Below are 20,568 nucleotides of genomic sequence, written 5' to 3' on the forward strand. Positions count from 1 at the left end.
GACCATGACTGACACCGCCACGGCAGCTCAGACTGCGGTCGTCGGGCGCGTCGCACGCGTCACGGGGCCCGTCGTCGACATCGAGTTCCCGCACGACGCGATTCCGGACATCTACAACGCACTGAAGACGACCATCGTCATCGGTGACGAGGCCACCGAGATCACCCTCGAGGTCGCACAGCACCTCGGCGACGACCTCGTTCGCGCCATCTCGCTCAAGCCCACCGACGGCATGGTCCGCGGCCAGGAGGTGCGCGACACCGGTGAGCCGATCATGGTTCCCGTCGGTGACGTCACCAAGGGCAAGGTCTTCAACGCCACCGGTGACGTGCTCAACCTCGAGCCCGGCGAGACCATCGAGGTCACCGAGCGCTGGCCGATCCACCGCAAGGCTCCGAACTTCGACCAGCTCGAGTCGAAGACCACCATGTTCGAGACGGGCATCAAGGTCATCGACCTGCTGACCCCGTACGTGCAGGGTGGAAAGATCGGTCTGTTCGGTGGTGCCGGTGTCGGCAAGACCGTTCTGATCCAGGAGATGATCCAGCGCGTCGCGCAGGACCACGGTGGTGTGTCGGTGTTCGCCGGTGTCGGCGAGCGCACCCGTGAGGGTAACGACCTGATCCACGAGATGGAGGAGGCGGGCGTCTTCGACAAGACCGCCCTGGTCTTCGGCCAGATGGACGAGCCGCCGGGGACGCGTCTTCGCGTCGCGCTGTCCGCGCTGACCATGGCGGAGTACTTCCGCGATGTTCAGAACCAGGATGTGCTGCTCTTCATCGACAACATCTTCCGGTTCACGCAGGCCGGTTCCGAGGTGTCGACCCTTCTCGGTCGTATGCCTTCGGCCGTGGGTTACCAGCCGAACCTCGCCGACGAGATGGGTGTGCTCCAGGAGCGCATCACCTCCACGCGTGGTCACTCGATCACCTCGCTGCAGGCGATCTACGTGCCGGCCGATGACTACACCGACCCGGCTCCGGCGACCACCTTCGCCCACCTCGACGCCACCACCGAGCTTTCGCGTGAGATCGCGTCGAAGGGTCTGTACCCGGCCGTGGACCCGCTGACCTCGACGTCGCGTATCCTCGACCCGCGTTACATCGGTGCCGACCACTACCGTGTGGCCAACGCCGTGAAGCAGATCCTGCAGAAGAACAAGGAGCTCCAGGAGATCATCGCCATCCTCGGTGTCGATGAGCTCTCCGAAGAGGACAAGATCGTCGTGGCCCGCGCCCGTCGTATCCAGCAGTTCCTGTCGCAGAACACCTACATGGCGAAGAAGTTCACCGGTGTCGAGGGTTCGACGGTTCCGATCAAGGAGACCATCGAGTCGTTCGACGCCATCGTCAAGGGCGACTTCGACCACGTGGCCGAGCAGGCCTTCTTCAACGTCGGTGGCATCTCCGACGTCGAAGAGCAGTGGGCGAAGATCCAGAAGGAGAACGCCTGATCATGGCGCTGCACGTGACCCTCGTCTCCGCGGAGTCGGAGATCTGGACGGGAGACGCCTCGCTCGTCGTGGCGAAGACCGTCGAAGGCGAGATCGGTTTCATGTCCGGTCACGAGCCGGTGCTGGCCATCCTCGCGGAGGGTCAGGTGCGCATCACCACCACCGACGGCAGCAAGGTCATCGCTTCGGCGAAGGACGGCTTCCTGTCGATGGAGGGATCGGACCTCACCATCGTGGCGGGCAACGCCGCACTGGTCGCCTGATCGGCTCTCGCTGAATCGACCATACGAAGCGCGCCGGCAGCCCTCGGGCTGTCGGCGCGCTTCGTCGTGTGATGACCGCTGCGTCATCGGGAAAGGACAACGTGCTGGTACTTCTGCCCCCATCGGAGACGAAGCATCCCGGTGGGAGTGGCGCGCCGCTGGATCCTGCCGCTCTCGCGTTCGGCGAACTGCTGCCGCAGCGTGAGCGCACCATTGAGGCCCTGGTGTCGCTGTCTTCGGACGTCGATGAGGCGGCGCGCGTCCTGAAGCTCAGCGAACGTCAGCGCGGCGACATCGCCGTCAACGCGGCACTGCGTGCGGCACCGACGCTGCCGGCGGTGGACCGATACACGGGGGTGTTGTTCGACGCGCTGGCTGCGAGCGATCTCGATCGCCCGGCGCGACGCTGGCTCGGTGAGCACGTCATGATTCACTCCGCCCCGTTCGGGCCCGTGGGCGCTCTCGATCGGATCCCGGCGTATCGGCTCGCGGCGGGAACGTCGATTCCGTCACTGGGCGCCCTCAAGCGCCTGTGGGCCCCAGCGGTATCCGCGGCGATCTCCGCGCATGCCCCGGCATTCGTTCTGGACCTGCGATCGGAGGCCTATGCGTCGCTCGGCCCGATACCGGACGATGTCGCGAGCGCGTACGTGCGCGTTGTGACGGCGGGGGAGGACGGCACCGTGCGCGCCCTCAACCACTTCAACAAGCACGCGAAGGGCGAACTGGTTCGTCGGCTTGCCCAGGAGCGCCCGCGGATCCGCTCCCGTGCCGGTCTGCTGCGCTGGGCCGACGATGCCGGCGTGGTGCTGCGAGAACGCGGTGCCGAGCTGGACCTGGTCGTCTGAGCGTCGGGCATGAGAGAAGGGCCGGAGCGATGCTCCGGCCCTTCTCTCATGCGTCTTACTTACTTGATGAAGCGGAAGTTCACGGGGTAGCGGTAGCTGCCGCCGCCGTTGACCTTGACCGCTGCCAGGATGCAGAACACCACGTTCGCAACCCACAGGAGCCACGGCAGCTTGCCGACGATGTCAGCGACACCCCACGCGCCCACGGACCACAAGATCCCGGTGAGAATCGCGGCGACGATCGTCACCGCGACCTGGCCGATCAGAAGCGTGATCTGCCAGTTGACCGCCTCCTTGCCCTCCACGTTGGTGCGGGGCCCACGGTCCTTGCCGATCAGCCAGATGATGAGCGGCGGGATGATGTAGAAGATGCCGCTGAGGTGCGCCCACATGGCCATTGTCTGGTCCTGCTGCGGGGCGTAGGGCGGGTTGCCGCCACCGCTGTACTGCGGCTGACCGTAGCCGGGCTGCGGTGCGCCGTACTGCGGCGGCTGCGGTGCGCCGTACTGGGGTGCCTGGGGTGCGCCGTACTGCGGCGGCTGCGGCGCACCGTACTGCGGCGCCTGCGGTGCCTGGGGTGCGCCGTACTGCGGCGGCTGCGGCGCACCGTACTGCGGCGCCTGCGGGGCCTGGGGTGCGCCGTACGCCGGAGGCTGGGGCACGCCCTCCTGGGGTGCGCTGTACTGCGGTGCCGCGGGTGCCTCATACTGCGGGGGCTGGGGCGGAGTGGGCTGTCCGGCGTTCGGGTCGTATGCGCCGGGCTGCGTCGGGTCCTGTGCCGGCGGCTGCGGAGCGCCCTGGGGCTCCTGGGGCTGCTGCGGCTGTGAGCCGTTCGGATCGCTCATGAGGGGCCTTCCATCTGTTTCGTTCCGCGCAGAAAATCAGGCGGGGTGCGGAATGCGAGGTCCGCAAGCAATAACGGTAGTCTGCACACCGCGGCGAGGCAACGAGGGACGTCGCAATTGCCGACTTCGTCATCCGCTGGAGACGTGGTGCGCGATCCACGCGTGGGCCGTGGCGCTCGCCGGTTCATGTCGTCGGGGTCTACTAGGATGAATCACAGCCTCGGCGTGAGGCATTGGAACCTGAGGGAGGCCTGGCGTGACGGAGCGCGGCACGACAGAGTCTCTCGTGGTCGCGCTGCCCAGCGGTGATGACGTCACGCTCACCTGGTACGGCGCCACCGACACGGGTCGCCGGCGCGAAGTCAATCAGGATGCCTTCCTCACCAGCTACCCGCTGTTCGTCGTCGCTGACGGAATGGGCGGTCATATCGGTGGGGAGATCGCCAGCGCCAGCACGGTGGAACGGCTGCGCGCAATGGTCGAGAAGGGCAAGGTCTCGGCCAAGGCCATCGAACGCTCGCTGACACGCGCAGTGGCCGACATCATGTCCCACCCGGAGACCACGGATGAGGGAACCGGCACCACGCTCACCGGTGTGTACCTCGATACCGATGCCGCCCGTGAATCGTGGGTCACGCTCAACATCGGCGACTCTCGGGTCTACCTGCTGCGCGACGACCAACTGGACCAGCTCACCACGGATCATTCGGTGGTTCAGGAGCTCATCGCCGCCGGGCGCCTCAGCCCGGAAGAGGCGGAGAATCACCCGTACGGCAACGTCATCACTCGCGCGGTCGGTCCCAGTGACAAGGTCGTTCCCGACTACGTGCGGGTCGAGATCTGCGATGGCGACCGGTTCGTCGTCTGTTCGGATGGCCTCACCAAGGAACTCACCGACTACGGAATCCAGCACTTCCTCAACGCCAATCCCGACCCTCGTGATGCGGTCGAGGCGATGATGCAGGCCGCGCTGGAGAACGGCGGTCGCGACAACGTCACGATCATCGTGCTGGACGTTGCTCGTACTCCCGCAGCGCGCTGACACGGGCCTCGTCGTCGACACGCGGCGGCGAAGAGAGCCGCGCTAACCGTCTGACGCGGTGCCGGTGAGGTGTGAGCTTCCTCCCCAGGAGCGGCGTGGCCGAATGTTGTTCTGATCGTCCGGGCTCTGGCGCCGGAGCTCCTGCCGATGCAGGATCGTCAGGGGATGAGCTTTCTCCTCGCCGCACGAACGACAGGGGCGGAGGAACCGCTGGCGCTCCCGCCCACCCCGGCGCCGCAGCCGGCCACGTCCCTCCCGCTGGTGGCCGCCATCGTTCCCGTGATCGGAGCCATCGGGATGTGGATGATGACCGGCTCGGCCCTGATGCTGTGGTTCGCGGCGCTCGGTCCGTTGATGCTCGTGGCGGGACTTGCGGATCGCGCACGAGGACGTCGCCGGGAGGGACGACGCGAACGCGCGTCGTTTCTGACGGCGATGGAGGCCGCGGCCGACAGCGTGGCGCAGCGTCAGGCACAGGCGCGCCGCGATCGGTGGGCGGCTCATCCGAGCACCATCGATCTGGCGGACGCGCCGGCAGAGATCTGGCGGAGCCATCCACAACGCGAGGCGACGGTGACCCTCGGCAGCGGCACGGTCCCGGTGGAGACCAGTATCGGGCGCGGCGATGAGCGTCCGGAGGTACAGGCGTTGCGTGCGAGCGCTCAGCTGCTCGCCGACTCGCCGGTCGTCGTTCCGCTGGATGGTGACATCTGCGTACGGGGCAATCCGATCGCTGCCGCTGCGGTGGCACGGGCCATCGTCCTGCACGTCTGTCTGCTGAATCCTCCCGGGCAGTGGCAGGTGCTGGCTCGAGGAGAGTCCTGGCAGAACGATCTTCCGCACACGGTGGGAGCCCCGGGCGCGCGGACCTTGGCTCTCGTCGGGCCGACGGATCCTCGTCCGCCGGCGGACGTGACGGTCAGCTGGATCGATCGTCGAGGCGTTGTTCCCACCGGTGCGCCCACGGTCATCGAGCTGGATCAGGCTCTCACGGCAGTGGTCGGTCGCGGTGCAGTGACGGCTCCACTGCGCTGCGAGGCGGTGTCTGTGGCGCAGGCCCTCCGCACCGCGCAGAGCCTCGGAGCGCGAGCGGAGAGCGGATCATCGTCAGATGACCCGTTCGTCTCTTTCGCCGAGCTCGGCGAGGCCGAGGGAGTGCTTGCGGTCCCGATCGGCCGAGCCGGTGGGCAGGACGCCGTTCTCGACATCGTGACAGACGGTCCGCACGCCGTCGTGGTGGGAACGACGGGAGCAGGCAAGAGCGAGTTCCTCATCACCTGGGTAGCCGCACTCTGCCGCTCCTATCCGCCGGACGCCGTGCAACTCATGCTCGCCGACTTCAAGGGCGGCACGGCGTTCGAGCCGCTCGCGAGCCTGCCGCACGTCGTCGGCGTGCTGACCGACCTCGACGGCGATCTCGCCGAGCGCGCCGTCCGCTCCCTCGCGGCCGAGGTCCGGCGCCGGGAGGCGGTGATCGCCGCGGTCGGGGCGCGCGATATCGGCGACGTCCGCGTCAGCCTGCCCCGCCTGATCATCGTCGTGGACGAGTTCCCGGCGCTCATCACCCAGCATCCGGAGGTGGAACCCGTCTTCACCGATATCGCGGCGCGTGGGCGAGCGCTCGGCATGCACCTGGTGATCGGCGCCCAGCGTGTCGCCGGGGTCGTGCGTGACGCCACCCTGGCGAACTGCCCACTGCGCATCGCCCTACGAGTATCGAGTGATCAGGACAGCCGCGCTGTGATCGGCGATGACGATGCCGCCGGCATCTCCGGCGGCCCGGACGGACGCGGGATGGCGTACGTGCGACGCAGCGGCGATGCGGTGCCGATCCGTACGCGTATCGCGCTGACTTCGACCGCGGATCTCGATCACGTGACCGGGCTTCATCACGATATTCCCTCGCTGGCCAGACCGTGGCTTCCTCCCTTACCGGAGCGCATCGGTCTGAGTGACGTGAGTCAGCACATCGCCGATCTGGACGAGGAGGACGGATTCTCAGCGGCTCAGCACCTGCTCATCGCGGTGGCGGACGATCCCGACCACCAACGCCGCCGGGCGGTGCGCCTTCGCCTCGGCGAACGGGGACTGGTGCTGCTGGGGAAGGCGAAGTCGGGCAAGACGACGTTCATCGACATGCTGGATGCTCGGGTGAGCCAGACGCTGCGCATCACGTCCGATCCCGAGATCGCGTGGGACGCGCTGGCTCGCTGGGAGGCGGAGCGTCCCGCACTCGTGTTGATCGATGACGTGGACGTGCTCCTCACGCTGTGGCCGGAACCGTGGGCGGCAGAGGCGGCCAATCGCATCGAGAGTCTCATCCGTCGTGCCGGGATGACGGGGACGACGGTGATCCTCACAGCGCAGCGCGCGTCCGGCCCGTGCGCACGCATCATCGACCTCATCCCTCGCCGAGCCGTGCTCGCGCAGGCGAACCGCGCGGATCACCTTCTCGCCGGGGGAGAGTCGTCGGGCTTCCGTGCGGGTCGTCCTCCCGGCCGAGCCACTCTCGACGGACTGGAGGTGCAGCTGCTCTGTCCCGACGAGGGAGCGGGCGACGCGCCCGCTGCATCGTCGGCTATGCCGACGGAGCGATCGTCGCAGGGCGCGGGAACGGGCACGGACACCGCAGCGTCCTCTGCCCCGGCGCGGCGATGGAGGCCCGCAGGGTCGGGCGCGCTGACCGGGGTGGTGCTGCGGGGATCAGCTCAGCGGCACCGCCACCTCGAGCGGATCTGGGCGGCATCGCTCCTCTCCGTGTCCGAGGTTCCCGCCACCGAGCTCGATCCACCACGGGATGTCGTTCTCGTGGGCGATCCCGAGCAGTGGCAGCGTGCCTGGCGCCTCCTGGAAGCCGTGCGACGAGAGGGGGAGTTGGTGATCTCCGCGGAGTGCTCGAGCGATGTCCGCACTCTGACCGGTGACCGTTCACTGCCGCCCTTTGCGCTGCCCGGACGAGCCTGGCTCTGCCGGATGGGTGGCGCCCTCACCCGCGTGACGTGGGACTGAGCGTGGGCCGGACCCGTGCGCGGAGGTCGAGCTCGATGCGGCTGCGCAGATCAGTGGAGCACGGTCGATCGGATGTGCACTCCGGGCGCCCGCCGGCGCGGACATCGAGCCCCGCGCAGCCGGGCAGATCAGAGGTGCACGGTAGACCGGATCCGGCCGACCGGGCGTCCGCCGCCGCGCACGTCGAGCCCCAGGACCGCGTCCGCCTCGGCGACCTGCGCCGCCGTGAGAGCCCCCGCCTGACCAAGCAGGTGGACGGCAACGGTGTGACCGGCACGCGTGGAGCCGTCCAGCGTCTTCACCACGACCGTGGTGCCGTCCGCAGCCACCATCGTCTGCACGCCTTCGGCGCCGAACTTGGAGTAGACGCCGAGCTTCTCCACGAGCGAGCTGTCAGGACGACCCGGTCCTTCGATGGTCCAGGGATTCTCGCGCACCGCCCGCATGAGTTCGCCGGCGAGTCGGTACAGCGCAAAGGGAGAGCGCTCGGAGGCCGTGCCGACGCGCTGAATCGCACGGGCGAGACCGGCGAGCGTCATCGCATAGACCGGGGCACCGCACCCGTCGACGGTGGTGATCTGCATCTTCTCGCCCACGAACCGCTCGATTACGTCGCGCGCGTGGGCCTGCAGCGGATGGGTGGGGTCGGTGTAACCCGCGGTCTCCCAGCCCGAAGCGCGGCACGCGAGGAGCATCGCGGCATGCTTGCCCGAGCACGCCATCCGCAGGGGCGAGATGTCCTCGCCGCGACGGATCATGTTGTCGCGCGTGGCGCTGTCGGCCGGCCACGAGGCCGGGCATTCAAGATCGGAGGGGCGAAGCCCGCCGCCGAGGAGCATCTCGGTGATGACTTCGACATGCAGGTCCGTGCCGACGTGGCTGGCGGTCGAGATCGCGAGCTGCTCGCCGGCAAGCTGCGCGCCCGCGGTCAGGGAAGCCAGAGCCTGAAGCGGCTTCATCGTGGACCGCGGCAGGATGAGCGCGTCGGTGCGCCCGAAAGAGCCCCGGATCTCACCATCGGGAGAGAGCACGATGGCCGCGCCGGCGTGCCGGGATTCCACAAAGCCGTTGCGATCCACCACGGCCAACTCGACCGCATCCTGCACACCGAAAGTTTCCATCACCGTCACCGTCCCAGCCTACTCGCGCGCGAGTCCGACGCCCCGGCCCATGCCGTCGCCAGCGTGAGAGACTGCCATCATGAGCCAGCACGAGTATCGCCAGCACGCCGAGTGGACCGGAAACACCGGAGACGGGACCACCGGCTACCGCGACTACGAGCGCTCCGTGACAGTACGCGTGGACGGCAAAGCCGACCTGCTGGCTTCCGCGGACAAACCCTTCCGCGGCGATCCGCAACGCTGGAACCCCGAGGACATGCTGCTGTCGTCGCTGGTGTCCTGCCACCTGCTGAGCTATCTGCATGCGTGTGTGCTGGCCGGCGTGGTCGTCACCGCGTACACCGACGACGCCACGGGCACGATGATCACCGAGGGCAACGGAGGTCGCTTCATCGAAGTCGTGCTCCGCCCCCGCGTCACCGTCACAGAGGCCGACATGGTCGACCGTGCGATCGCCGCGCACCGCGACGCACACGAGTGGTGCTTCATCGCGAACTCGGTGAACTTCCCGGTCCGGGTGGAGCCGGAGATCGTCGTCGCTTGAGGCAAGCGTTGGCGGGTGCGCGGAGCCCAGGCTTGCGGTGCTGTGACTCCGTCGCATGCGCTTGCGGTGTTGTGACTCAGTCGCGTGAGCTCGCGGTGCTGTGGCTCCGCGCGTGCGCTCGCGGAGTCAGCGGCGCTCGTGGGGCAGAACCTGCTTGATCCGCTCGATCGGGTTCTGCGCGGGGGCCTCGTTGTACACGCCGGCCAGCTCCTGGCCGGAGAGGGCGTGGATCGCGGCCATGATCTCGTCGGTGGCGAGCCGGCGTGCACGCCCCGAGTCCGCGGAGCCGTGACGTGTCACGTCGATCGGCTCACCGAAGCGGACCGTGATGCGCTCCTTCCGGGACGGGAACTTCGCCCCCTTCGGCAGCGCCTTGTCCGTGCCGATCAAGCCGACGGGAACGACGGGAGCTCCGGTCTGCAGCGCGAGGAACGCCACACCCGTCCGCCCCTTGTAGAGGCGCCCATCGAGTGAGCGGGTGCCTTCGGGATAGAGCGCGACGGCGCGGCCCTGATCCAGGATCTGACGCTGCTGATCCAGAGCATCGAGTGCCGCCTGCCCCGCTCCACGACGGACGGGGATCGCACCGATGGACGTGAAGAACGTTCGCGACGCCCACCCGCTGAAGCCCGTGCCATCGAAGTAGCTCGACTTCGCCAGGAAGTGAACGGGGCGGGGTGCCGCCACGGGGATGGCGATCGAGTCGATGAAGGAGAGGTGGTTGCTGGCCAGGATCACGCCGCCGGAACGCGGGATGTTCTCGCGCCCTTCGATGTGGGGGCGGTAGATCAGTCGCGCGACCGAGCCGATCGCCAGGCGACCGAGGGAGTATGCACCGCGGTTCATGGTGCCGGCGGAGTCCGTGCGGGTGTCGACTTCGGGTGCGTCGGCGTTCTCGGACTCGGGAGAGGTCATTGAGAGATTTTAACGTGCGACTCATTCCGTACTCGGAATGCCCCCGTCGCCCGCGCGCGTCCTGGACCCGGTGTTCCCAGCAGATCCGTATGGGGAATGCGGGACAATGGATGATCCGTCCGAACCAGAGAGGTGCCTTCGTGCGCTCACGTCGCCTGTTCCCCCTGATCGCTCTCGGCCTCGCGGCCCTCGCGCTGACGTCCTGCTCGGGAACGTCTTCGCCCGACGCCGGCTCCTCGTCCTCGGCATCGTCGTCCGCCTCGGCGGGAACCGCTGCTGCTACCGACGTCTGCGAGCAGCCCGCAGCCGAAGGCGACATCTCGAAGTCCGTCACCGTCTCGGGCGACGATCTCACCGCCGCGCCCACGATCAAGATCGCAGACGCCACGGTTCCCACCGCCATCGAGCGCACCGTCGCCGTCGCGGGCACCGGCGACAAGCTCGCGGACGGTGACTATGTGAGCTATGCCGTCACCATGTTCGACGCTACGGGCACGCAGACCTCGGACCAGGGTCACGACGGCACGGCCCTGACCGAGCAGCTCACCGCCACCACCGGCATCGGCCAGATCTTCGGGTGCGCGAATGTCGGCAGCCGCATCGTGATCGCCGCACCGCAGCAGGACGGTTCGGCGGGCTACTGGGTGTTCGATGTGCTCGGTGCCACGCCCGGTGCGCAGTGGTGCACCGTCTCGGACAAGCCCGGAAAGCTGCCCGAGGTCGCATTCGACTCGGCGGGCAAGCCCACCATCACCATCCCCGCGGGCACCGCGGCACCCACCGAGGTAGAGCTGAGCGTGCTCACTGAGGGCGACGGCGATGTCGTCGGGGAGGGCGACAGCGTGACCGTCGACTACACCGGTGTGAAGTGGTCGGACGGCACGGTGTTCGACAGCAGCTGGGACCGCGGCGAGCCCGCGACCTTCTCCACCACGGGTGTGGTGACCGGCTTCAAGCGCGCGCTCGAGGGGCAGAAGGTCGGGTCCACGGTGCTCGTCGCCATGCCGCCGAAGTGCGGCTACGCCGGCACCGGCAACGAGCTCGCCGACGAGACCCTCGTCTTCGTCGTGAAGATCGAGTCGTCCACGCCCGCCGCGGGCTGATCCGGATCTCTTGAGCCTCGCGCAACGCGTCGTCCCGTGAGGGGCGGCGCGTTGCTCGTTCTCGTGCGGGATTCCGTCATGCCCGTCGCCGATCTCTCGTCTCGGATGCCGCGAGTTCCGCGTTGTGCCCGAGAGCCGCGTCGTTAGGCTGGGGACATGCGTCGCATCCTCATTCTCGGCTCCACCGGCTCGATCGGAACGCAGGCGCTGGACGTGATCCGCGCCAATCCCGGAAGGTTCGAGGTGGCGGGTCTCGCGGCGGGGACCAACCACGAGGCGGTCGCCGCGCAAGCAGCGGAGTTCCAGGTCGAGCACACCGCGCTGGGAGCCGTCGAGGCCGAACAGCTGGTGCGCGATGTCGACGCGGACGTCGTCCTCAACGGCATCACGGGCTCCGTCGGACTGGGGCCCACGATCGCGGCCCTGGAGAGCGGACGCACGCTCGCCCTGGCAAACAAGGAGTCGCTGATCGTGGGCGGTGAACTGGTGACCTCGATCGCCGAGCCGGGTCAGATCGTCCCGGTCGACTCAGAGCACTCCGCGCTGGCACAAGCTCTGCGGTCCGGAACCTCTGCCGAGGTGCGTCGACTCGTGGTGACGGCATCCGGCGGCCCGTTCCGTGGGCGCGACCGCGCCTCGCTCAGGGACGTGACGCCCGCGCAGGCGCTGGCGCATCCCACGTGGGACATGGGGCGCGTCGTCACGACGAACTCCGCGACCCTCGTGAACAAGGGTCTCGAGGTCATCGAAGCCCATCTACTCTTCGGGGTGCCCTACGACCGGATCGACGTCGTCGTGCATCCGCAGTCCATCGTCCACTCGATGGTCGAGTTCATCGACGGGTCGACCATCGCTCAGGCGTCGCCACCGGACATGCGCCTGCCGATCTCGCTCGGACTGGACTGGCCGCACCGGATCGGGGGTGTCGGGCAGCCGCTGGACTGGACCACCGCGACCAGCTGGACCTTCGAGCCCCTCGACGACGACGCGTTCCCCGCTGTGCGCCTCGCCAAGCGCGTCGGGCGTGCCGGCGGAACGTTCCCTGCCGTGTTCAACGCGGCCAATGAACAGGCGGTGGACGCGTTCCACGAGGGGCGCCTGTCGTTCCTCGGCATCGTCGACCTGATCGAGCGCGTGGTCGATGCGCACGAGGCGCCGGCGTCGCTCACCTGGGAGTCACTCGCCGAGGCAGAGGCCTGGGCGCGTCGCACGGCCGACGCCCTCATCGAGAAGGCGTAGCCAGTCAGGAGACGTGCCTGACCTCAGCTGGGCTCGCGTGCCGAGTACGGCGTGCCCGCTTTGTCGAGGAGTCCTCGGAGAAGCGCGTGTTCTCGGGCGAGACCTGCGAAGCGCTCCCTGGCGTGACGGGGCAGTGAGCGCGAAGCTCAGTCGCTGTAGGGGACGGGCCAGCGGGGCTCGGGGACCGGCCAACCGGCGTCACGGAGCGCGCGTCGTGCGAGCTCACGCGCCGAGTATGGCGTTCGGACGCCACGGATGTCGCGATAGTCCTGATGGCCGGGGCCGGCCCACAGGATGGCGTCACCGTCGCCGACCAGCTTCACGGCCTCGACGATCGCTGTCTCGGGCGGCGAGTACTCGTGGATCTCCGCATCGGGCCGAGCGAGTCTCGCGCCCTCGATCAGCGTGCGTCGGATGCCGCTGGGCTCCTCGAAGCGCGGGTGGTGATCGGTGACGACCAGGATGTCGCTGCCCTGAACGCCGGCACGACCCATGTCGTGCCGCTTCGTGGCGTCGCGGTCGCCGTCGGCGCCGAAGAGCATCAGCACCTTGCCGGGTGTCACCCGCCGAACCGCGGCCAGCGTCTTCTCGAAGGCATCGGGGGAGTGGCCGAAGTCGACGTAGACCGCCGGTCCGCGCTCGCCGGACACCAGCTCCGTGCGGCCCGGGAGATACGCGGTGACGCGGCCGTCGCGCTCGAGGGCCGCGACGATGCGGTCCCAGTCGTAGCCGCCCTCCAGCAGCATGACGATCGCGAGGCCCGCGTTGGCCGCCATGTGGGGGCCGATGACGGGCACGACCGTCGTGAGGGTGCGGCCATCGCGTGCGGTGAGGCTGAACCGTGTTCCGGACTGTCGTTCCTCCACGATGTCCACCACCCAGTCGGCGGCGCGCGCAGCTTCGGGATCGGGGGCGATCAGCGGGGTTCCGATCGTGACGACGGGGACGCCGGCACGCTCGACCACCTGTGCCCCTGCGGCGGAATCCAGACTGACGACACCGCGACGGGACCGGTCCGGCAGGAACAGCGGGAGCTTCGCCTCGAAGTACTCCGCCATATCGGCGTAATCGTCGAGGTGATCGTGCGTGAGGTTCGTGAAGCCGGCCACGTCGAACATGAGTCCGTCCACACGGTGACGGCTGAGGGCCTGGGCGCTGACTTCGACGGCGACGGCCTCGACCTGACGCTCACGCATCAGAGCCAGCAGCGCGTGGAACTCGCTGGCTTCGGGCGTCGTGAGGCGCGACACGATGACCTGTCCGGCGATGTGGCGCTCGGCGGTGGAGGAGAGGCCCGTGGTGACGCCGATCTGTCGGAGGATCCCCTCCAGCAGGTGCGACACGCTCGTCTTGCCGTTGGTGCCTGTGGTGCCGAACAACAGGGGGAGCTGGTCATCGCCGCCGGTGGAGTAGACCCACGCCGACAGCGCGCCGAGGATGCCGCGGGGGTTCTCCACGATCACGATCGGAAGACCCGCATCGGCGGCGATCGTCGCGCCGTCCTCGTCGGTGATGATCGCGACGGCTCCCTTCTCCGCCGCGGTGGGAGCGAACTCCGCGCCGTGCCGATTGACGCCGCGAATCGCCACGAAGGCCTCACCAGGACGCAGGTCGGCGGTGGCGAGAGTGATGCCGGTCAGGGTGACATCCGCGATCTCGCCGCGGGTGGCGACACCGAAGCGATCGGCGAGCTCGCGCAGGGGGCGATGCGGCGGGTTCTCCGGGCGGAGGACCGGCGGAAGGTTCGGGGTGGGAATGTCGCTGCTCATGGCTCATCCATCATTCCACGCGGGCGCGTTTCGCGATGCGGCGCGCCCGACGCGGTTCTCATTCGCTCGCGCCCAGGACGGGTTGCTTTCATGAGCCAACTCAAAGGCGGCTGGCGGTAGCCTCCACATGTGAGCGTCGTCTTCTTCATCATCGGCATGGCTGTGATCCTCGTGGGCCTGGCCGTGTCGATCGCGCTGCACGAGATCGGCCATCTCGCCCCCGCGAAGCTCTTCAAGGTGCGCGTGGGGCAGTACATGATCGGGTTCGGACCGACGATCTGGTCGCGTCGTTTCGGGGAGACCGAGTACGGCTTCAAGCTGCTCCCTCTCGGCGGCTACATCTCCATGGCCGGCATGTACCCGCCGTCGCCGAAGGGGAGCAGGTCGGGACGAGCCGGGGCCGGCTTCTTCGCGACGATGGTGCAGGACGCTCGTGCCGCCAACGATGAGACGCTGGACGGCTCCGAGGAGCGCACGTTCTCTGCGCTTCCCACCTGGAAGCGCATCATCGTGATGCTCGGTGGTCCGGTGATGAATCTGATCCTCGCGATCGTGCTGTTCACCATCGTCTTCAGCGGATTCGGAGTGCAGACCGCGACCACCACGCTCGCCAGCGTCAGTCAGTGCGTGCAGCAGTCCGACGTCGCGGGAGACACCTGCGCGCCGACCGATCCGATCGCTCCGGCTGCGCAGGCCGGCCTCGAGCCCGGTGACACGATCCTCTCGATCGGCGGCACCGCCGTGCACGAGTTCTCGGATGTGTCCGCGATCATCGCCGCGTCCGCCGGCAAGGAGCTCGACGTCGTCATCCGACGCGACGGTGCGGAGCAGACGGTCCAGCTCACGCCGTTGCTCACGGAGCGGCCCGTGATCGGCTCGAACGGCAATGTCGAGACCAACAGTGATGGCACCACGAAGACGCAGCCCGCGGGCTTCATCGGCGTGAGCGCACAGACCGCGATGGTGCCGCAGCCGCTGTGGGCGGGCCCGCAGCAGGCGTTCAACAACGTCGGAGCCGTCGCCGGCGTGATGGTTCAACTCCCCCAGAAGCTCTACGGCACAGCTGTTTCCCTCTTCACCGGTGCCGAGCGCGATCCCGATGGCCCGATCTCGCCCGTGGGCGTCGGGGTCATCGCGGGCGAAGTCGCCGCGTCTGACGCGCCGATCACGAGCCGCGTGGCGGGCATGCTGAGCCTGGTCGCCTCCCTGAACGTCGCGCTGTTCGTCTTCAACCTCATCCCACTGCTGCCGCTGGATGGCGGTCACGTCGCCGTGGCACTGTGGGATGGTCTGAAGCGCGCCTGGGCGAAACTGTTCCGGCGACCGCCCCCGAAGCCGGTCGATGCCACGAAGCTCGTACCCGTCACGTTCGTCGTCGTGGTGTTCCTGGTGGCGATGGGCGCGCTGCTGGTCGTCACCGATGTCGTGAACCCGATCAGCATCCTCGGCGGTTGACGCAGGTCAGACCAGATCCGATGCCGAGTCCCGAGCGAGGGTCAGCGGCGACGTGACCGCACGACGGGACTGAAGGCGACGGCGGCTGAGATCAGTCCTGCCCCGATGAGGAGCAGGATGATCGAGCCGCCCCAGTCCGCGCCGCCACCGCCGCTCGCACTCGTGAGCGAGACCTGCCGAGGATCGGCGGTGTCGTACGTGACGCTCAGCGTGCTCCCGATCTCCGGTTCCGTGCCGCGGTGGTTCTGCGTGCTCTCGGTGTACGTGGTGCCGTCAACCACGTACTCGACCACCGGGAAGTAGCGCTTGCTCATCCCCGTGCCTGACGCATACTCCACCTGCGTGACTGTGGCATCTATCGGCTCTGAGGCTCGTGACGCCTTGATGGCGTCGCCGCCCAGCTGTGTACCGCCGAACACGAGAGCCGCGATTCCCAGGACCAGGGAGAACACCGACCAGGGCCACCCCCAGCCCCGAGAACCGCCCTCCACCATCAGGCGAGGGCCTGCGCCACGAGCCGCTCGAGGGTCTCCAGACCGTCCCGGGAGAGGATCGATTCCAGGTGTCCCTGCACCGAGGCCGTGTGTGGCCCGCGAAGCGCGTACACGTCACCCCGATCGTCGGCGGACAGCTCCAGATCGGCGACCGTGGTGGTACCGGGGGAGACCCGAGCGGTGAACGTGTTGTAGAAGCCCACCGACGCTGGCTGGCCGAACACGTCGACGGTCTTCTGCACTCCCTGGTGCGGCGAGTCGAGGGGGCCGAGATCGATCCCGACCGAGTCGGCGAGGATCTGGTGGCTGAGGCAGACGGCCACGAGGGGCTGCCCGGCGAGACGGCGAGCGCCGACCACCTCGCGCATACGACGGATCCGAGCGCTGGTGTCGTCGCGCGGATCACCGGGGCCGGGACCCGCCACCACGACGTCGGCGGCCGCCACCTGTTCGTCGGTGACCTCGTTCCACGGCACGATCGTCGCGTGCAGACCCAGGTGGCGCAGCTGGTGCGCGAGCATCGTGGTGAAGCGATCCTCGGCATCCACGACCAGCGCCGAGGTGCCGGAGAACGGACCGGCGTGCGCATCCTCCGAACCGTCCTGCGGGTTCATCCAGAACGGTGCGAGTCGGCTGTTGCGCGACGCGAGAAGATCGGCGATCTCCGGATCGGCGGCCAGCGACACCGGCTCGGGCTGCGGTGCGTCGGGGTCCGCGGTCACCGCGACGGGCAGGTCCCGAGGAATCGCGCCGATCGCCCCGAGAACACCGGCGGCCTTGCCGTGGGTCTCTCCGACCTCACCCGCGGGATCGGAGTGGCGTACGAGCGTGGCACCGACCGGGACGCGGAGTCGGCCGTCCACCAGGTACGCGGTGCGGATGAGGATCGGGGCATCCAGGTCATGGCCGCCCTCGGCGTTGGGCGTGAACAGTGCGGCCACTCCGGAGTAGTACCCGCGTGGGGTGCGTTCGTGCCGTTGGATCACGGTGCAGGCGTTCTGCATCGGGGAGCCGGTGACGGTCGGCGCGAACATCGTCTCGCGCAGGATCTCGCGCGGATCCATCCGGCTCGATCCTCGCAGCATGTACTCGGTGTGCGTGAGCCGAGACATCTCCTTGAGATGCGGACCCGTGATGCGTCCGCCGTCGCTGCAGACGGCGGACATCATCTTCAGCTCCTCGTCCACCACCATGAACAGTTCCTCGGTCTCCTTCGTGGAGCGGAGGAACTCGCTGAGGGATTCCTTCGTGGCGCCGCCGGCCGGGTGACGGAAGGTGCCGGAGATCGGGTTCATCGTGACCACACCGCCCTGGGCGGAGACATGCGCCTCTGGGCTCGCACCGACGGCGATGTGACCCTCGGTGATCACCGCGAAGGTCCAGTACGCACCGCGCTCATGCTCGAGGAGCGCACGGAACCAGGTCAGCGCCGCAACGCGCGGGTCGGCATCGACGCCGGCGACGTAGTCACGGCGGATCACGAAGTTCGCGCCCTCGCCGCGACCGATCTCATCGCGAATCACCGTGCGAACGATCTCGGCATACTCCTCGTCGGAGATGTCGAACCCGGCGTCGGCGAGCGGGATGGGCGTCGTCGGAAGCTCGGCGATGAGGTCGGCGCGAGGAACTCGGGCGTGCTGGTCGACCACGAGCGTCCGCAGTGGTGCATCGTCATCGTGAGCCGAGAATCCGCGTTCGCGAACCTGGCGATAGGGCACCAGCGCGAACACCTCGCGCGGCACTCCGTCGACCACGAGCGGGATGTCGGCCAGCAGATCGACATCCGACACCTCGCCCGTGAGGATCTCGACGTCTGGTGACCCCTGGCGGGCGAGCAGCACGAAGGCACCGGATGTGGGGATCATCGACTCCTGCTCGGCGTCCGCGGACGGATTGGTCTCGGGCGTCAGCGACCCGGTCATGTGTTCTCCTGTTCGGGGCGGAGTCTGATTCGAAGGCTCGAAACACGAAAGACCGCCCAAGTGGGGGCGGTCTGGAATCGTGGCTACGCGAAACACCGCCTCAGGAGGCGGGCCACCAGGACAGGTTCGCGTGCATGCGCCGAACCTATCACAGCGCCCGTCACGCCCGAGCCGGTGTTACTCACGCTCGTGAGGTTCATGGCGCCGACACGGCCGTCGTGCAGGTGCCAGGCCCTAGGCTGGAGTGGTGCCCGCTGTGAATCTCGGTATGCCCGCTGCCCGCGAAGTCCTTGCCCCGCGCCGCAAGAGTCGACAGATCCGTGTCGGCAAGGTGCTGGTCGGTGGCGACGCCCCTGTGTCAGTGCAGTCGATGACCACCACCAAGACCACCGACATCAACGCCACGCTGCAGCAGATCGCAGAACTCACTGCGTCCGGCTGCGAGATCGTGCGTGTCGCCGTGCCGAGCCAGGACGATGCCGACGCCCTTCCTGCCATCGCGCAGAAGAGTCAGATTCCGGTCATCGCCGACATCCACTTCCAGCCGCGCTACATCTATGCGGCCATCGATGCCGGCTGCGCCGCCGTGCGCGTGAACCCCGGCAACATCCGGGAGTTCGACGGCAACGTCGGTGAGATCGCCGCCGCGGCGAAGGCCGCCGGAGTATCCCTGCGCATCGGCGTCAACGCCGGATCGCTCGACAAGCGGCTCCTGCAGAAGTACGGCAAGCCCACCGCGGAGGCTCTCGTCGAGAGCGCGGTGTGGGAGGCGAGCCTGTTCGAGGAGCACGACTTCCACGACTTCAAGATCTCCGTCAAGCACAACGACCCGATCGTCATGGTGAAGGCGTACCGCCAGCTCGCTGAGCGGGGCGACTGGCCGCTGCACCTCGGCGTCACCGAGGCAGGGCCCGCATTCCAGGGCACGATCAAGTCCGCGACCGCGTTCGGCATCCTGCTGTCCGAGGGCATCGGCGACACCATCCGTGTCTCGCTGTCCGCACCCCCCGCCGAAGAGGTCAAGGTGGGTCACCAGATCCTGCAGTCGCTGAACCTGCGCGAGCGCAAGCTGGAGATCGTCTCCTGCCCGTCGTGCGGCCGCGCCCAGGTGGACGTCTACACGCTGGCGGACAACGTGACCGAGGGACTCAAGGACATGACCGTGCCGCTGCGTGTGGCGGTCATGGGCTGCGTCGTGAACGGTCCGGGCGAGGCGCGGGAGGCCGACCTCGGCGTCGCCAGCGGCAACGGCAAGGGACAGATCTTCGTGAAGGGTCAGGTCATCAAGACCGTTCCTGAGGCGGACATCGTCGCCACGCTAATCGAAGAGGCCAACCGCATCGCCGCGGAGATGGGGCCCGACGCGCCCCTCGGCACCGCGCAGGTCGTCACCAGCTGACGCCGGCGTAGGGGAGCGGAGTCTTGCCGTGACGGCACGGACCCGCTAGCGTGAACGGGTTGCGATCGGCGCGACCCGGCTGGCCGGCATAAGGGAGAGGAGTGATGACTGATGAACACGAACACGGTGTCATCCGTACCCTCTTTCCTTTCCGAGGCCGCATACTGACGTTCCGCATCGACTGAGCGGCGGCCTCCTCTCTGGAGATCTCCCTCATGTCATTCGAGTCCTTCCTCGACTCTTCCTCTGTTTCTTCGTCCCGTCCGTTCGCCGCCTTCGATGACGACGTCCTCGACGGTCATGCCTTCGACCAGCGCGAGCCGGGACCCGACCAGCGGTGGAGCACCTGGCCCTCCGCATCGCCCACCGAGCGTGGGCCGCTTCCGCACCCCTCCTGGCTCGTGACGAGCGCCGCCGCTTTCGACACCGAACTCGGCATCGTCAAGACCGGGAAGGAAGCGGACGTCTACCTCATCGAACGCGCAGTCCCCGATCAGGCGGGGTGCCTGCTGGCGGCGAAGCGCTACCGGGGCGCCGAGACCAGCGACTTCCACCGCTCCGGTCAGTATGAGGAGGGCAGGCGACTGCGTCGCTCTCGCGACGTCCGCGCGGTGGAGAAGAAGTCCGCGTATGGCCGCTCCGTCTCAGCCGGACACTGGGCGGGGTCCGAGTTCGCCGCCCTCTGCGCCGCCTACGAGGCCGGCATTCCGGTGCCCTACCCCGTGCAGGTTTCGGGCACCGAGGTACTGCTCGAGTTCATCGGGCAGGGCCGTCAGGCGGCGCCGCGGTTGGCTCAGACACGGTTGCGTGGGGCAGAGCTGGCCGATCCTTTCGACCAGGTGCGCGCCTTGCTGATCGCCTTCGCTCGCGCGGGGCTGGCGCACGGCGACCTGTCTGCGTACAACCTGCTCCTGCACAACGGACGCGTCGTGGTCATCGACCTGCCGCAGATCGTCGATCTTGCGGCGAACCCGGCCGGCGCGGATTTCCTGCACCGCGACGTGCTGAACGTGTGCACCTGGTTCCAGCGTCGTGGCCTGGACGTGGATGCCGAGGAGGTCTTCGCCGACGTGATCGCCCAGCTCTGGTGAGGGTTCGGGCGTGGCGGTTCTGACCTCCGTCAAGGTGGGCGATGCGGAGGGTGATG

The 20,568-nt window shown here is 68.1% G+C and carries 17 protein-coding genes; 11 read left to right on the top strand and 6 right to left on the bottom strand.

Annotated features, from left to right (window positions below; translation table 11 throughout):
* The first annotated feature begins 4 nt into the window (after positions 1 to 4).
* The 3 genes from atpD (at position 5) to ABTV68_RS06270 (ending at position 2,564) form a co-directional block, all read left to right on the top strand.
* Positions 5 to 1,453 carry a F0F1 ATP synthase subunit beta gene (atpD, locus tag ABTV68_RS06260; RefSeq protein WP_433676757.1) on the top strand — a complete coding sequence of 483 codons (1,449 nt, stop codon included), beginning with the start codon at positions 5 to 7 and terminating at the stop codon, positions 1,451 to 1,453.
* A 2-nt stretch (positions 1,454 to 1,455) separates the two neighbouring features.
* A complete protein-coding gene (locus ABTV68_RS06265; RefSeq protein WP_231092741.1) occupies positions 1,456 to 1,716 on the top strand; it encodes a F0F1 ATP synthase subunit epsilon in 261 nt (86 codons plus the stop codon).
* A 101-nt stretch (positions 1,717 to 1,817) separates the two neighbouring features.
* A complete protein-coding gene (locus ABTV68_RS06270; RefSeq protein ID WP_433677556.1) occupies positions 1,818 to 2,564 on the top strand; it encodes a YaaA family protein in 747 nt (248 codons plus the stop codon).
* A gap of 59 nt (positions 2,565 to 2,623) precedes the next feature.
* Here ABTV68_RS06270 and ABTV68_RS06275 read toward each other — a convergent pair whose 3' ends face one another.
* Positions 2,624 to 3,409: a DUF4870 domain-containing protein gene (locus tag ABTV68_RS06275; protein ID WP_433676758.1), complete on the bottom strand. Its 786-nt coding sequence runs from the start codon at positions 3,407 to 3,409 to the stop codon at positions 2,624 to 2,626.
* 286 nt (positions 3,410 to 3,695) lie between these two features.
* On the opposite strand from ABTV68_RS06275, the gene ABTV68_RS06280 reads away from it, so the two are divergent.
* Both ABTV68_RS06280 and ABTV68_RS06285 read left to right on the top strand, forming a co-directional pair.
* A complete protein-coding gene (locus ABTV68_RS06280; RefSeq protein WP_433677557.1) occupies positions 3,696 to 4,451 on the top strand; it encodes a PP2C family protein-serine/threonine phosphatase in 756 nt (251 codons plus the stop codon).
* Between the two features lie 165 nt (positions 4,452 to 4,616).
* Positions 4,617 to 7,460 (top strand): FtsK/SpoIIIE domain-containing protein, encoded by a 2,844-nt coding sequence (locus ABTV68_RS06285; protein WP_433676759.1) that lies wholly within the window; start codon positions 4,617 to 4,619, stop codon positions 7,458 to 7,460.
* Positions 7,461 to 7,588: 128 nt separating this feature from the next.
* Here the strand turns inward: ABTV68_RS06285 and ABTV68_RS06290 are convergent, their stop codons facing one another.
* Positions 7,589 to 8,581 (bottom strand): asparaginase, encoded by a 993-nt coding sequence (locus tag ABTV68_RS06290; RefSeq protein ID WP_433677558.1) that lies wholly within the window; start codon positions 8,579 to 8,581, stop codon positions 7,589 to 7,591.
* Positions 8,582 to 8,657: 76 nt separating this feature from the next.
* Here ABTV68_RS06290 and ABTV68_RS06295 point away from each other — a divergent pair, with 76 nt between their 5' ends.
* Positions 8,658 to 9,125, top strand: a complete 468-nt coding sequence (locus ABTV68_RS06295; RefSeq protein ID WP_433677559.1) for an OsmC family protein — start codon at positions 8,658 to 8,660, stop codon at positions 9,123 to 9,125.
* A 126-nt stretch (positions 9,126 to 9,251) separates the two neighbouring features.
* Here the strand turns inward: ABTV68_RS06295 and ABTV68_RS06300 are convergent, their stop codons facing one another.
* A complete protein-coding gene (locus ABTV68_RS06300) occupies positions 9,252 to 9,971 on the bottom strand; it encodes a lysophospholipid acyltransferase family protein (RefSeq protein ID WP_433677560.1) in 720 nt (239 codons plus the stop codon).
* 209 nt (positions 9,972 to 10,180) lie between these two features.
* Between ABTV68_RS06300 and ABTV68_RS06305 the strand changes: the two genes are divergently transcribed.
* Positions 10,181 to 11,143 carry an FKBP-type peptidyl-prolyl cis-trans isomerase gene (locus ABTV68_RS06305; protein WP_433676760.1) on the top strand — a complete coding sequence of 321 codons (963 nt, stop codon included), beginning with the start codon at positions 10,181 to 10,183 and terminating at the stop codon, positions 11,141 to 11,143.
* 156 nt (positions 11,144 to 11,299) lie between these two features.
* The gene (gene dxr, locus ABTV68_RS06310; RefSeq protein WP_433676761.1) at positions 11,300 to 12,382 is read left to right on the top strand and encodes a 1-deoxy-D-xylulose-5-phosphate reductoisomerase; all 1,083 of its coding nucleotides are present in this window, start codon (positions 11,300 to 11,302) and stop codon (positions 12,380 to 12,382) included.
* Positions 12,383 to 12,528: 146 nt separating this feature from the next.
* Here dxr and ABTV68_RS06315 read toward each other — a convergent pair whose 3' ends face one another.
* Complete coding sequence (locus ABTV68_RS06315) at positions 12,529 to 14,151, bottom strand: Mur ligase family protein (RefSeq protein ID WP_433676762.1); 1,623 nt, start codon at positions 14,149 to 14,151, stop codon at positions 12,529 to 12,531.
* 129 nt (positions 14,152 to 14,280) lie between these two features.
* Between ABTV68_RS06315 and ABTV68_RS06320 the strand changes: the two genes are divergently transcribed.
* The gene (locus ABTV68_RS06320; protein WP_433676763.1) at positions 14,281 to 15,606 is read left to right on the top strand and encodes a M50 family metallopeptidase; all 1,326 of its coding nucleotides are present in this window, start codon (positions 14,281 to 14,283) and stop codon (positions 15,604 to 15,606) included.
* Between the two features lie 41 nt (positions 15,607 to 15,647).
* On the opposite strand, the gene ABTV68_RS06325 is transcribed toward ABTV68_RS06320, so the two are convergent.
* Both ABTV68_RS06325 and ABTV68_RS06330 read right to left on the bottom strand, forming a co-directional pair.
* Positions 15,648 to 16,058 (bottom strand): DUF3592 domain-containing protein, encoded by a 411-nt coding sequence (locus tag ABTV68_RS06325; protein ID WP_433676764.1) that lies wholly within the window; start codon positions 16,056 to 16,058, stop codon positions 15,648 to 15,650.
* A 41-nt stretch (positions 16,059 to 16,099) separates the two neighbouring features.
* Positions 16,100 to 17,965 (bottom strand): anthranilate synthase family protein, encoded by a 1,866-nt coding sequence (locus tag ABTV68_RS06330; RefSeq protein WP_433677561.1) that lies wholly within the window; start codon positions 17,963 to 17,965, stop codon positions 16,100 to 16,102.
* Positions 17,966 to 18,290: 325 nt separating this feature from the next.
* Between ABTV68_RS06330 and ispG the strand changes: the two genes are divergently transcribed.
* Positions 18,291 to 19,421, top strand: a complete 1,131-nt coding sequence (ispG, locus tag ABTV68_RS06335; RefSeq protein WP_231091333.1) for a flavodoxin-dependent (E)-4-hydroxy-3-methylbut-2-enyl-diphosphate synthase — start codon at positions 18,291 to 18,293, stop codon at positions 19,419 to 19,421.
* Between the two features lie 215 nt (positions 19,422 to 19,636).
* On the top strand, positions 19,637 to 20,512 hold the full coding sequence (locus tag ABTV68_RS06340) for a serine protein kinase RIO (RefSeq protein WP_433676765.1): 876 nt from the start codon (positions 19,637 to 19,639) through the stop codon (positions 20,510 to 20,512).
* Positions 20,513 to 20,568: the final 56 nt, after the last annotated feature.

This window comes from Microbacterium gorillae (assembly GCF_050990725.1).
Taxonomy (GTDB): Bacteria; Actinomycetota; Actinomycetes; order Actinomycetales; family Microbacteriaceae; genus Microbacterium; species Microbacterium gorillae_A.

Excerpts from the sequence above, each read along its gene's own strand:
- ispG (WP_231091333.1), top strand. The coding sequence starts at position 18,291 with ATGCCCGCTGCCCGCGAAGTCCTTGCCCCGCGCCGCAAGAGTCGACAG.
- ABTV68_RS06265 (WP_231092741.1), top strand. The coding sequence starts at position 1,456 with ATGGCGCTGCACGTGACCCTCGTCTCCGCGGAGTCGGAGATCTGGACG.
- dxr (WP_433676761.1), top strand. The coding sequence starts at position 11,300 with ATGCGTCGCATCCTCATTCTCGGCTCCACCGGCTCGATCGGAACGCAG.
- atpD (WP_433676757.1), top strand. The coding sequence starts at position 5 with ATGACTGACACCGCCACGGCAGCTCAGACTGCGGTCGTCGGGCGCGTC.
- ABTV68_RS06340 (WP_433676765.1), top strand. The coding sequence starts at position 19,637 with ATGTCATTCGAGTCCTTCCTCGACTCTTCCTCTGTTTCTTCGTCCCGT.
- ABTV68_RS06290 (WP_433677558.1), bottom strand. The coding sequence starts at position 8,581 with ATGGAAACTTTCGGTGTGCAGGATGCGGTCGAGTTGGCCGTGGTGGAT.
- ABTV68_RS06300 (WP_433677560.1), bottom strand. The coding sequence starts at position 9,971 with ATGAACCGCGGTGCATACTCCCTCGGTCGCCTGGCGATCGGCTCGGTC.
- ABTV68_RS06275 (WP_433676758.1), bottom strand. The coding sequence starts at position 3,409 with ATGAGCGATCCGAACGGCTCACAGCCGCAGCAGCCCCAGGAGCCCCAG.
- ABTV68_RS06315 (WP_433676762.1), bottom strand. The coding sequence starts at position 14,151 with ATGAGCAGCGACATTCCCACCCCGAACCTTCCGCCGGTCCTCCGCCCG.
- ABTV68_RS06330 (WP_433677561.1), bottom strand. The coding sequence starts at position 17,965 with ATGATCCCCACATCCGGTGCCTTCGTGCTGCTCGCCCGCCAGGGGTCA.
- ABTV68_RS06285 (WP_433676759.1), top strand. The coding sequence starts at position 4,617 with ATGAGCTTTCTCCTCGCCGCACGAACGACAGGGGCGGAGGAACCGCTG.